At 47.9% G+C, this 13,280-nt stretch carries 7 protein-coding genes and 2 rRNA genes; all 9 read left to right on the top strand.

Going from position 1 to position 13,280, the window contains the following annotated elements:
- Positions 1 to 3: 3 nt before the first annotated feature.
- The 9 genes from obgE to MKY16_RS18630 all read left to right on the top strand — a co-directional run bounded on the left by obgE (position 4) and on the right by MKY16_RS18630 (position 13,159).
- Positions 4 to 1,314, top strand: coding sequence for a GTPase ObgE (gene obgE, locus MKY16_RS18670; RefSeq protein WP_039272573.1), 1,311 nt, complete (start codon positions 4 to 6; stop codon positions 1,312 to 1,314).
- Between the two features lie 157 nt (positions 1,315 to 1,471).
- A complete protein-coding gene (locus MKY16_RS18665) occupies positions 1,472 to 1,909 on the top strand; it encodes an ACT domain-containing protein (protein WP_013311587.1) in 438 nt (145 codons plus the stop codon).
- Between the two features lie 43 nt (positions 1,910 to 1,952).
- A complete protein-coding gene (locus MKY16_RS18660) occupies positions 1,953 to 3,239 on the top strand; it encodes a homoserine dehydrogenase (protein ID WP_029518429.1) in 1,287 nt (428 codons plus the stop codon).
- 27 nt (positions 3,240 to 3,266) lie between these two features.
- A complete protein-coding gene (gene thrB / locus MKY16_RS18655) occupies positions 3,267 to 4,235 on the top strand; it encodes a homoserine kinase (protein ID WP_307353465.1) in 969 nt (322 codons plus the stop codon).
- Complete coding sequence (gene pheA, locus MKY16_RS18650; protein WP_340956568.1) at positions 4,232 to 5,131, top strand: prephenate dehydratase; 900 nt, start codon at positions 4,232 to 4,234, stop codon at positions 5,129 to 5,131. The genes thrB and pheA overlap by 4 nt, the downstream gene beginning before the upstream one ends.
- 17 nt (positions 5,132 to 5,148) lie before the next feature.
- Positions 5,149 to 6,033 (top strand): branched-chain-amino-acid transaminase, encoded by an 885-nt coding sequence (gene ilvE / locus MKY16_RS18645; RefSeq protein ID WP_165148833.1) that lies wholly within the window; start codon positions 5,149 to 5,151, stop codon positions 6,031 to 6,033.
- A gap of 159 nt (positions 6,034 to 6,192) precedes the next feature.
- Positions 6,193 to 7,791: a LysM peptidoglycan-binding domain-containing protein gene (locus tag MKY16_RS18640; RefSeq protein WP_340956565.1), complete on the top strand. Its 1,599-nt coding sequence runs from the start codon at positions 6,193 to 6,195 to the stop codon at positions 7,789 to 7,791.
- 492 nt (positions 7,792 to 8,283) lie between these two features.
- Positions 8,284 to 9,839, top strand: a 16S ribosomal RNA gene (locus tag MKY16_RS18635).
- A 394-nt stretch (positions 9,840 to 10,233) separates the two neighbouring features.
- A 23S ribosomal RNA gene (locus MKY16_RS18630) occupies positions 10,234 to 13,159 on the top strand.
- The 16S and 23S rRNA genes sit together here, the layout of an rRNA operon.
- The last annotated feature ends 121 nt before the right edge of the window (positions 13,160 to 13,280 follow it).

Genomic DNA, 13,280 nt, shown 5'->3' with positions numbered 1-13,280 from the left:
ACCATGTTTGTAGATAAAGCGAAGATTTTTGTTAAAGGCGGAGACGGCGGAGACGGATTAATTGCGTTTCGTCGTGAGAAATACGTTCCTGAAGGTGGCCCAGGTGGTGGTGACGGAGGGAACGGTGGAGATGTAATTTTCCGTGTAGATGAGGGTTTGCGTACCTTGATGGATTTTCGGTACCAACGACATTTTAAAGCCCAGCGTGGAGTGAAAGGTCGTAACAAAAGTCAACACGGAGCCAATGCGGAGCACATGATCGTACGTATACCACCGGGAACGGTCATCATAGATGATGATACTGGTGAAGTAGTAGCAGATATGACACGTCATGGTCAACAAGTCGTCGTAGCTAAAGGAGGACGCGGAGGACGCGGGAACATCCGTTTTGCTACGCCGAGTAATCCAGCGCCTGAGTTGGCTGAGAATGGCGCAGAAGGACAAGAACGTTATATCACGCTTGAGTTAAAAGTGATGGCTGACGTAGGTTTGGTCGGGTTCCCTAGTGTAGGAAAGTCTACCTTGTTGTCTGTTGTATCTTCCGCGAAACCGAAAATTGGGGCATACCACTTTACAACGATTACTCCGAATTTGGGCGTTGTAGATGTGGGTGATCATCGTAACTTTGTGATGGCGGATTTGCCTGGTTTGATTGAAGGAGCTCATGAAGGTATTGGGCTGGGACATGAATTTCTGCGGCACATTGAGCGGACGCGTATTATTATCCATGTCGTGGATATGGCGGGCTCCGAAGGACGTGACCCGTTTGAAGATTGGACTAAAATTAACGACGAATTGAAACAATATAATGCAGCATTGGCTGAGCGTCCACAAATTGTGGCGGCCAATAAAATGGATATGCCGGAAGCGGAAGAAAACCTGGCTCACTTCAAAGAGCAGATTGCTTCTATACGTCCTGATCTTGAAATCATGCCTATTTCCTCACTGACACGTCAAGGTGTGAAGGAACTGCTCTACCGGGCTGCTGATTTGCTGGATCAAATACCAGACGAGCCGGTTGTTGAGGAAGTAGCAGAAGTCAATGAACGTAAGGTATTTAAGCTGGATACAGCAGAAGACGAGGGCTTTACAATTGTACGTGAAAACGATACATTCGTGGTGCAGAGCCCTAAAATTGAGCGCATGATGAAGCGCATGCAGTTGAACTCGCATGATGCTATTTTGAAATTAGCAAGAACGTTACGCCACATGGGTGTGGATGCTGAGTTACGCAAGCGTGGTGCCAAAGATGGTACATCTGTACGCATTGCTGATTTCGAGTTCGAATTTGTTGAAGGCAGCAGCTACTACTAAATTTTAAATTAAGGTCTAAAACCTGAACGGTTACTGTACTATAGGAAACTCTATAGAAGGCAGTAGCCGTTTTTTGCATTGTTTGCTTGCCGATTTTCATGAGTTTCGATATAATGTCCTCTATACAAAAACATAAGTCTTTGAGGAGAGGACGTTCTTGAAAGAGCGCTATTACTTGGTACGGGAAGATATTTTGCCTGAAGCTATTGTTAAGACCATACAGGTGAAACTGCTGCTGGCTTCAGGAGATGTTAAAACCGTGCATGATGCCGTCGAGCAAGTTGGGCTAAGCCGAAGCGCCTTTTATAAATATAAGGATGGCATACATTTGGTTAACCAGCTGGAGCGTGAGCGAATTGTTAATATCTCTATTGATTTGGAGCATCAATCCGGAATGTTGTCCAGGGTGCTTGGCAGAGTGGCAGATTTCGGAGGCAATGTGCTGACGATCCAGCAAAGTATTCCACTGCAAGGCAGAGCCAACGTAGTCATCTCGGTAGAAATGTCCAGACTCAGTGAAGAGTTGGGTGTTCTACTGGAGGGCTTGGAAGATATCTCTGGAGTCAAACGTGTTCGCCTGATTGGGCAAGGTTAAGGCAATACAGTTCATTAGATAAAAGTTAGCAGGAGGGGAATGGATGAAACCGGTCAAAGTAGGATTGTTAGGTTTGGGGACGGTAGGAACGGGAGTCGTTCGAATCGTAGAAGGCAATCAGGAAGACTTGAGCAGACAAGTCGGTTCACCGATCATCATTGAAAAAATAGCTGTAAAAAACATAGAAAAATATCGTTCCATTGAAGTGGAGACGAGCAAGCTTACTGAGGACCCATGGGAAGTTATTCGGGACCCTGAAATTGATGTAATTATCGAAGTCATGGGCGGCGTTGATCAGACGAAGGAGTACATTCTGGAAGCGCTGGAGCGGGGTAAACACATCGTAACAGCAAATAAGGACTTAATGGCTTTGCACGGTTCTGAAGTATTAGCAAAGGCGCAGGAAAAGCAGTGTGATATTTTTTATGAAGCGAGTGTAGCAGGTGGTATCCCGATCATTCGTACATTAATTGAAGGTTTCTCCTCCGACCGCATTACCCGCATTATGGGGATTGTGAACGGTACGACAAACTTTATTTTAACCAAAATGAGTCAGGAAGGGGCCTCGTACGAGGAAGTTCTCAAGGAAGCGCAGGAGCTTGGGTATGCTGAATCCGATCCGACCTCAGACGTGGAAGGACTGGATGCAGCCCGTAAAATGGCAATTCTCGGCACGCTGGGTTTCCGCTCTAATGTAGAGCTCAAGGATGTAAGTGTCAGCGGCATTTCAAAGGTAACCAGTGAAGATATTGCTTTTGCTAAAAAACTAGGATATGAAATGAAATTACTCGGCATTGCAGAGAGACAAGGTGATGAATTTACGATTAACGTTCAGCCGACTATGGTACGAAAGCAACATCCATTGGCTTCGGTGAACGGGGTATTCAACGCGGTATATGTGCATGGTGAAGCAGTGGGTGAAACCATGTTTTATGGTGCGGGTGCAGGTGAAATGCCAACGGCAACATCGGTTGTAGCCGATTTAGTAGCTGTAGTGAAAAATCTCAAACTTGGTGTCAATGGGCTTAAAGCCATCGTTCCTTACAACCCTAAAAAAATTAGTAACGACGAAGATGTGTATTTCAAAAACTTCGTGCTTCTGCATGTGGATGATAAAGCAGGGGTGTTGGCACGGATTACGCAAGTATTTGCTGAATTTGATGTCAGTCTGGCATCTGTTGTGCAGCAACCGAATGAGGTTAACCCCGATGCTGAAATTATTATCGTGACTCATTTAGCCAGTAAAGCAAGTATGAAAAAGGTTTTGGAGCATTTTGAAACTTTGGACGTCATCCGTCGGATCAAGAGCGTATATCGAGTAGAGGGATAGTCAATAAAAGCAGGAGGAATTGTCTGTATGACCGTTTTAAAAACAGCAAGAGTGCGTGTGCCTGCGAGTACGGCCAACTTGGGTCCCGGCTTTGATACATTGGGCATGGCATTGTCCTTATATGCATGGATTGAAATGAAGGAGGCCGAACAGACGGCTTTTCATTTATACGGAGATGAAATGAATGGTGTTCCCCAAGATAAAACTAATCTGATTTTCAAGGTAGCACAAATGGTTTTTCGGGAAGCAGGTGTATCAGTTCCTGAGCTCGATATTTCGATGTACTCAGATATTCCACTCACTCGTGGTTTGGGCAGCAGTGCTTCTGCCATTGTGGGCGCCTTGGTCGCTGCAAATACGTTGATTGGCTCGCCTCTACCGGGTTCCAAGCTGTTCGATATGGCAAGCGCCATTGAAAAACATCCGGATAATGTTGGAGCTTCCCTGTTTGGTGGTATTATTACAGCGATGTGGGACGGCGAGCATGCTAGGCATTTACGGCTTGAACCGGATGCCAATTTGGAGGTTATGGTAGTTATTCCAGATTTTCAGCTGTCCACGTCGAAAGCCAGAGAGGTTCTACCCGCGCACGTATCATTGAAGGATGCTGTATATAATATAAGTCATGCTTCCATGCTGGTAGCAGCATTGGCATCGGGAAGAACCGACTTAATCGCCGAAGCGATGCGTGATCAGCTCCATCAGCCTTACCGCGCGGCGCTTGTGCCGGGTATGACAGAGATCTTGCAGGATGCACACCATTATGGTGCCTTGGGTGTGGCTCTCAGTGGGGCTGGACCGACGCTGCTGGCATTGACGGATCAACGGGAGAATCGGAAAGCGGAGCTGGAGCAATATTTAACGGATACCATGAACAAAGAGGGGATCACTGCGTCTGTTTTAAAATTGCGCCCAGAGAATGAAGGAGTTAAAGTATATACAGAAGGGAATACTCTCCCTTTTATGGATATGATTAAAGGGGAACTTACGATATGAAACGAATTGCACTTCTTCCTGAGGGTACCGTTTCTCATGAAGCGATTAAGTATTTGTTAGGAGATACGCCCCATAAATTACTGTTTTACAAGCATATTGCGGACGTATTTCAGGCAGTAGACAAGGGACAGGCAGACTATAGTGTAATTCCCATTGAAAATACGATTGATGGCTCTGTAAGTTTGCATATGGATTGGCTTGTACATGAAGTAGACATTCAAATGCAGGCGGAATGGGTATATCCTTCAATTCAAAATCTTATTGGACATCGTAGCGAATTTACGAAGGATTTGGACAAGCTGGATTTGAGCAAAGTGGTCAAAATTATGTCTCATCCTGTAGCGCTTCCTCAGTGTAAAGAATTCATACAGGCTTTCGCTCCTCAGGCCGAGCTGGAGAGTGCAGGAAGTACGGCGGAAGCCGTCGAAATTGTTAAACATAACCCCGGTAAAGGCTGGACCGCTCTCGGAACCAAGCTTGCGGCTGCCAAACACGGATTGGATATTTTGGCCAGCAAAGTGACGGATCACGATAACAACTTTACCCGCTTTGTCTTGATCGGTCATCAACCTATAAGTCTCCCGGGTGTGCCTGAAGGTCAGCGCACCAGTATTTTGGTCACGCCGCCGCAGGACTTCCCGGGAGCGCTGCATCAGGTTTTATCCGCATTTGCATGGCGCAGGTTAAATCTGTCCCGTATTGAATCGCGTCCGACCAAAAAGCAATTGGGGAATTATTATTTTTACATTGAAGTTTTGGAATCTCTGCATTCCGTTCTGCTTCCAGCAGCCTTTGCAGAGATCGAGGCTTTGGGGTGCCGTGTACGTATTCTTGGCTCTTATCCAAGCTACAAGTATGTTGAAGCAGCGATCGAACCTACTTTAAAGGAACATTAATCGGAGGTGTGATTTTAATGGCAGAACAATGGATCTATCTGGATGGGCAGCATGTGACTAAGGAAAACGCAAAGGTTTCCGTATATGATCATGGATTCTTGTACGGAGACGGTATATTTGAAGGCATTCGTATTTATAACGGGAATATTTTTAAATGTAAGGAGCACTTGGAGCGCCTGTATGATTCTGCGAAATCCATTCAATTAAACATTCCGTTGTCTTCTGATGAAATGTTGGAAGCAATGGCTGAAACGATTCGTCTTAACGAAATGCGTAACGGATATATCCGTCTAGTTGTATCCCGAGGTGCAGGAAATCTAGGTTTAGACCCTCTTCGTTGTGCGAAGGCGAGTGTCATCATTATCGTGGAGCAGCTCGCCATTTACCCAGAAGAAGCTTACTTGACTGGCCTGAAGACAATTTCTGTCTCTCAGCGTCGCAACATCCCGGATGCTTTGAATCCGAAGATTAAATCATTGAACTATCTCAACAATATCCTCGTGAAGATCCAGTCTAACTATGCTGGTGTAGGTGAGGCTATTATGCTCAATTCCCAAGGATATGTGACGGAAGGCTCTGCAGACAACATTTTCATTGTCAAAAACGGAGTGTTGTATACACCTCCTTGCTATTTGGGAGCTCTTGAAGGAATTACTCGTAATGCTATTATCGATTTGTGTGCTAAGCTTGGGTACTCCCTTAAGGAACAACCTTTTACACTGCATGATGTATATGTTGCGGACGAGGTGTTTTTTACAGGAACTGCGGCAGAAGTTATTGCAGCTTATGAGGTGGATGGTCGTACGATCGGCTCCGGCGTTGCTGGCCCAGTGACTTTGGAGCTCCTGACTGAATTCCGGAAGATCGTGGATCAGGATGGCTACAAAGTGTGGCAGGACTAAAATAAAACCGAATCCTTTTAACTGAATGCTCGCGAGAGTATTTAGTTAAAAGGATTTTTTTGTTTGTATGGGGTCATTCGCCCGGTAGGTGCATAGGATGTAATAACAGAAGCCGGGCGTTTATCCCGCCCGAACGAAAGTCTAGGAGGTTTGTGACCTGTGAAAATACACATCGTCAAAAAAGGTGACACTCTATACTTGCTGGCACAGAAGTATAATGTGACGCTGGAGAAAGTTATTGCCGCCAATCCCCAATTGGCAGACCCTAATCAGTTGAGCATCGGAGAGAAAATTAAAATTCCGACAGAGCCTGTCACGATGGAAACACAGCCGTCAACGGTATATCAACACAAGGTTAAGCAAGGAGATTCATTGTGGAAATTGTCCAAGGCGTGGAATGTACCGCTCAAGCTAATTATTGATGCCAATTCCCAGCTTAAAAACCCGAATGCACTACTGGTTGGAGAAACAGTTAATATTCCACACTACAAAGAAGAGAATTCTGATTTTACTGAGAATAAAAAAAATACCGCAGTCAAAGAAGAGATGACACAGCCTAAAACCGAATCCCCGACCAAGGAAGAACTTACCCAGCCCAAGGCGGAATTAATACAGCCTAAACTGGAGAATATGCCTAGCCCTAAAGAAGAGATGACACAGCCGAAAGAAACAGTGAATCCTCCTAAGCTTCCTGAATTAAAACTGCCTGAAGTTCCTATGGCACCCGTAAATCCCGCTCCACCTCAAATGCAGCCCATAGTTACACCACCTGCTCCACCTCAAATGCAACCTATAGTTACCCAACCGATTGCATCTAAGCCACAGCTTCCTACAACTGTTGTGAAGCAACCTGTAGCTGAAAAGTTTTGCGGCTGCACAAAATCGGAGTCGATGGTAAATTCCGAGTGGTCGATACAACAGCCGACATCTGATTATAGCCCACAAATAAATGCAATGCCGAACTCGTGGTATCCGGGGATTGGGTCTCCTCAAGCGCCTATAAATACCTCCTTAACAGAATATGCCTCTCCTATTGTAGTTTCTGATCAGGGCTATCATCATGACTGTGAGCATCCATGGTGCTGGGGGCCTGTGCAGACACCAATTATAAATGCCTATCCAACACCTTATCCTGCCTATTCAGATTGCTGCGCCCCCGGATATTATCCGAGCCATGAAGTGTCTGAAAATGCATCCTATCCTGTCTATCCTCCATTTATCCATCAAGGGCATCCGCCGCAGTATTCAGAGAGTACAGTCCAGAGCAGTCAATGGAGCCAGGCATGGGGAGGACCTCCATATGGTTTGCCTGCGGCTGGACACGTATCCGACTATAGCCAACTACAAGGACAACAATCTGCGAATTCCCCTTATCATCCGTTTGCGCATGGGAATGCACCTATGTATCCATTAGAGGGATATACAACACCCTATATGTTTATGCCAGACTGTGGATGCCGGGAAGAGAACGTCCAGTCGGCACCAGCAATTCCAGGAACGCAGGAGGTAGGTAACAATCTGACTATAGCATCCCAAAATGAAATTGATTCTTCTTCTAAAACAAAGGATCGTAGCGTGAGTAAAGGTAAATCAAAAGACAGCTCTGGCAGCACATCCAAAGAAGAGACGTCCAAAGTCAAGGTTTCCAGTAAAAATGCTACTCATAAGAAGCAAAAATCCCGTAATTCAACTGGAGGAGAAACTCGTTCCTCATCCTTTAGTGCTCGTTCGCGTAAAAATCCATGGATTAGGGACTGACGTGGCTAAAAGTAAAAGAAGAGAGACTCCTAGTAGTGCCCTGGCTTTATTAGTCATTAAGAGAAAGAAATGAATGTTAAAGAGACTGTTATTCTGCTTGAGGGAATAATGGTCTCTTTATTTAAATGCAGTGATTTTAAAGATGAGAAAATAATTTTTTGAAAAAGGTGTTGCTACTAAGCTTATATATGTGGTATATTCTTATAGCTGTCTTTTACAAGATAGTTAGCAACACGAAAACAAAGCAGAGTTGATTATAAAATTCTCTTAAAAAAAGTGTTGCAAAGACGCAGAAAACATGATATATTATTTAAGTCGCCGCTGAGATGCGGTGGTGAAACAAAGTGAGATATGATGTAGGTTTGATCTTTGAAAACTGAACAACGAGTGAGTAAAACGATTTTGTTCGCAAAATCAAACAAGAGATATTTTTATCTCGTCAGTTTCAACATGAGCTTATCGCTCTTTCTATAAACCAGCTTCGGTTGGTCTTTAATGGAGAGTTTGATCCTGGCTCAGGACGAACGCTGGCGGCGTGCCTAATACATGCAAGTCGAGCGGGGTTGTGTAGAAGCTTGCTTCTACACAACCTAGCGGCGGACGGGTGAGTAACACGTAGGCAACCTGCCCACAAGACAGGGATAACTACCGGAAACGGTAGCTAATACCCGATACATCCTTTACCTGCATGGGCGAAGGAGGAAAGACGGAGCAATCTGTCACTTGTGGATGGGCCTGCGGCGCATTAGCTAGTTGGTGGGGTAAAGGCCTACCAAGGCGACGATGCGTAGCCGACCTGAGAGGGTGATCGGCCACACTGGGACTGAGACACGGCCCAGACTCCTACGGGAGGCAGCAGTAGGGAATCTTCCGCAATGGGCGAAAGCCTGACGGAGCAACGCCGCGTGAGTGATGAAGGTTTTCGGATCGTAAAGCTCTGTTGCCAGGGAAGAACGTCTTGTAGAGTAACTGCTACAAGAGTGACGGTACCTGAGAAGAAAGCCCCGGCTAACTACGTGCCAGCAGCCGCGGTAATACGTAGGGGGCAAGCGTTGTCCGGAATTATTGGGCGTAAAGCGCGCGCAGGCGGCTCTTTAAGTCTGGTGTTTAATCCCGAGGCTCAACTTCGGGTCGCACTGGAAACTGGGGAGCTTGAGTGCAGAAGAGGAGAGTGGAATTCCACGTGTAGCGGTGAAATGCGTAGAGATGTGGAGGAACACCAGTGGCGAAGGCGACTCTCTGGGCTGTAACTGACGCTGAGGCGCGAAAGCGTGGGGAGCAAACAGGATTAGATACCCTGGTAGTCCACGCCGTAAACGATGAATGCTAGGTGTTAGGGGTTTCGATACCCTTGGTGCCGAAGTTAACACATTAAGCATTCCGCCTGGGGAGTACGGTCGCAAGACTGAAACTCAAAGGAATTGACGGGGACCCGCACAAGCAGTGGAGTATGTGGTTTAATTCGAAGCAACGCGAAGAACCTTACCAGGTCTTGACATCCCTCTGACCGCTGTAGAGATATGGCTTTCCTTCGGGACAGAGGAGACAGGTGGTGCATGGTTGTCGTCAGCTCGTGTCGTGAGATGTTGGGTTAAGTCCCGCAACGAGCGCAACCCTTATGCTTAGTTGCCAGCAGGTCAAGCTGGGCACTCTAAGCAGACTGCCGGTGACAAACCGGAGGAAGGTGGGGATGACGTCAAATCATCATGCCCCTTATGACCTGGGCTACACACGTACTACAATGGCCGGTACAACGGGAAGCGAAATCGCGAGGTGGAGCCAATCCTAGAAAAGCCGGTCTCAGTTCGGATTGTAGGCTGCAACTCGCCTACATGAAGTCGGAATTGCTAGTAATCGCGGATCAGCATGCCGCGGTGAATACGTTCCCGGGTCTTGTACACACCGCCCGTCACACCACGAGAGTTTACAACACCCGAAGTCGGTGGGGTAACCCGCAAGGGAGCCAGCCGCCGAAGGTGGGGTAGATGATTGGGGTGAAGTCGTAACAAGGTAGCCGTATCGGAAGGTGCGGCTGGATCACCTCCTTTCTATGGAGAATCGTTTCCTGCGATGGAAACATTCAAATTAGCAGGTACATGTACCTGCGACCGGATATTCAATTCGGTTCATCACAATCGTGTGAATGAAATGAATATCCTGAACTTACTCACTCGTTGCTCAGTTTTGAGAGTTCAAACTCTCAAGCTTCGACGAATACTTCATTCACACATTCGTGTGGAACCGAAATATTCATCGGGTTTCGCTTCGATGAAGCGAATTGCACCTTGAAAACTGGATACCGAAACGAAATTGCGTTTTAGAATATTCCTTTAAGCTGATCTTGTGTAAACAAGTGAAATAAAGGTAGCTGCCTTGAATTTCATTCACACGTAAGTGTTGAACCGAAATTCAAAGCAAATCGTATTTACGATGTAAATACTAGGTTAAGCTACAAAGAGCACACGGAGGATGCCTAGGCGCCAGGAGCCGACGAAGGACGTGGCGAACAACGATAAGGCCTCGGGGAGCTGTAAGCAAGCTTTGATCCGGGGATGTCCGAATGGGGAAACCCGGCTGTCTTCATCGACAGTCACTTTCTGCTGAATACATAGGCAGAATAGAGGCAGACCAGGGGAACTGAAACATCTAAGTACCCTGAGGAAGAGAAAACAATAGTGATTCCGTCAGTAGCGGCGAGCGAACGCGGATTAGCCCAAACCAAGGAGCTTGCTCCTTGGGGTTGTGGGACGTCTCACATGGAGTTACAAAGGAACCGGTTAGATGAAGAGGTCTGGAAAGGCCCGCCAGAGAAGGTAAAAGCCCTGTAGTTCAAAACTTGTTCCCTCCGAGACGGATCCCGAGTAGTGCGGGGCACGTGAAACCCCGTATGAATCCGGCAGGACCATCTGCCAAGGCTAAATACTCCCTGGCGACCGATAGTGAAGCAGTACCGTGAGGGAAAGGTGAAAAGCACCCCGGAAGGGGAGTGAAATAGATCCTGAAACCGTGTGCTTACAAGAAGTCAGAGCCCGATCTATGGGTGATGGCGTGCCTTTTGTAGAATGAACCGGCGAGTTACGTTCCCGTGCAAGGTTAAGGTGAAGAGCTGAAGCCGCAGCGAAAGCGAGTCTGAATAGGGCGAATGAGTACGTGGACGTAGACCCGAAACCGGGTGATCTACCCCTGTCCAGGGTGAAGGTGCGGTAACACGCACTGGAGGCCCGAACCCACGCATGTTGAAAAATGCGGGGATGAGGTGGGGGTAGCGGAGAAATTCCAATCGAACCCGGAGATAGCTGGTTCTCCCCGAAATAGCTTTAGGGCTAGCCTCGGAAAGAAGAATCGTGGAGGTAGAGCACTGATTGGGTGCGGGGCCCGCAAGGGTTACCAAGCTCAGTCAAACTCCGAATGCCATAGATTTAGTTCCGGGAGTCAGACAGTGAGTGCTAAGATCCATTGTCGAAAGGGAAACAGCCCAGACCATCAGCTAAGGTCCCCAAGTGTGTGTTAAGTGGGAAAGGATGTGGAGTTGCACAGACAACCAGGATGTTGGCTTAGAAGCAGCCACCATTGAAAGAGTGCGTAATAGCTCACTGGTCGAGTGACTCTGCGCCGAAAATGTAACGGGGCTAAACACACCACCGAAGCTATGGCTTGATGCTTTGCATCAGGGGTAGGGGAGCGTTGAATGCGGGTTGAAGGTGTACCGTAAGGAGCGCTGGACTGCATTCAAGTGAGAATGCCGGTATGAGTAACGAAAAGATCTGTGAGAATCAGATCCGCCGAAAGCCTAAGGGTTCCTGAGGAAGGTTCGTCCGCTCAGGGTAAGTCGGGACCTAAGGCGAGGCCGATAGGCGTAGTCGAAGGACAACAGGTCGAAATTCCTGTACCACCGTAATCCGCTATGAGCGATGGGGTGACGCAGTAGGGTAGTGACGCGGACTGATGGATGTCCGTCTAAGCAGTGAGGCTGATGTGTAGGCAAATCCGCACATCGTAAGGCTGGGCTGTGATGGGGAGCGAAAATTGTAGTAGCGAAGGTCATGATCTCAGACTGCCAAGAAAAGCCTCTAGCCAGGAGAAGGTGCCCGTACCGCAAACCGACACAGGTAGGCGAGAAGAGAATTCTAAGGCGCGCGGAAGAACTCTCGTTAAGGAACTCGGCAAAATGACCCCGTAACTTCGGGAGAAGGGGTGCCTCGGTAGGGTGAATAGCCCGAGGGGGCCGCAGTGAAAAGGCCCAAGCGACTGTTTAGCAAAAACACAGGTCTGTGCGAAGCCGCAAGGCGAAGTATACGGGCTGACGCCTGCCCGGTGCTGGAAGGTTAAGGGGAGTGGTAAGCCTTCGGGCGAAGCTATGAACCGAAGCCCCAGTAAACGGCGGCCGTAACTATAACGGTCCTAAGGTAGCGAAATTCCTTGTCAGGTAAATTCTGACCCGCACGAATGGCGTAACGACTTGGGCGCTGTCTCAACGAGAGATCCGGTGAAATTTTAATACCTGTGAAGATGCAGGTTACCCGCGACAAGACGGAAAGACCCCATGGAGCTTTACTGCAGCTTGATATTGAATTTGGGTACGATCTGTACAGGATAGGTGGGAGCCGTAGAACTTTGAGCGCCAGCTTGAAGGGAGGCATCCTTGGGATACCACCCTGATCGTATCTAGGTTCTAACTTGGTACCGTGAACCGGTGCGAGGACAGTGTCAGGTGGGCAGTTTGACTGGGGCGGTCGCCTCCTAAAGAGTAACGGAGGCGCCCCAAGGTTCCCTCAGAATGGTTGGAAATCATTCGAAGAGTGCAAAGGCAGAAGGGAGCTTGACTGCGAGACCTACAAGTCGAGCAGGGACGAAAGTCGGGCTTAGTGATCCGGTGGTACCGCATGGAAGGGCCATCGCTCAACGGATAAAAGCTACCCTGGGGATAACAGGCTTATCTCCCCCAAGAGTCCACATCGACGGGGAGGTTTGGCACCTCGATGTCGGCTCATCGCATCCTGGGGCTGAAGTAGGTCCCAAGGGTTGGGCTGTTCGCCCATTAAAGCGGTACGCGAGCTGGGTTCAGAACGTCGTGAGACAGTTCGGTCCCTATCTGTCGTGGGCGTAGGAAATTTGAGAGGAGCTGTCCTTAGTACGAGAGGACCGGGATGGACGTACCGCTGGTGTACCAGTTGTTCCGCCAGGAGCACCGCTGGGTAGCTATGTACGGAAGGGATAAGCGCTGAAAGCATCTAAGCGTGAAGCCCCCCTCAAGATGAGATTTCCCAATTAGTAAGACCCCTTGAAGACGACGAGGTAGATAGGTTGGGGGTGGAAGTGCAGTAATGCATGGAGCTGACCAATACTAATCGGTCGAGGGCTTATCCTAAAATAAAACGCAAATGAGTTTCGGATCCAGTTTTCAGGGTGTAACCTTGAACGTATGTACAAGTGACATACAACAAGCGCATGGCTATTCATTCACACGATATGTGGTGAACCGAATAACC

This window comes from Paenibacillus sp. FSL L8-0641 (assembly GCF_038006265.1).
GTDB classification, from domain to species: Bacteria; Bacillota; Bacilli; order Paenibacillales; family Paenibacillaceae; genus Paenibacillus; species Paenibacillus polymyxa_D.
Note: the sequence above shows the minus strand (reverse complement) of the source record. Positions and strands in the feature narration are given on the sequence as shown.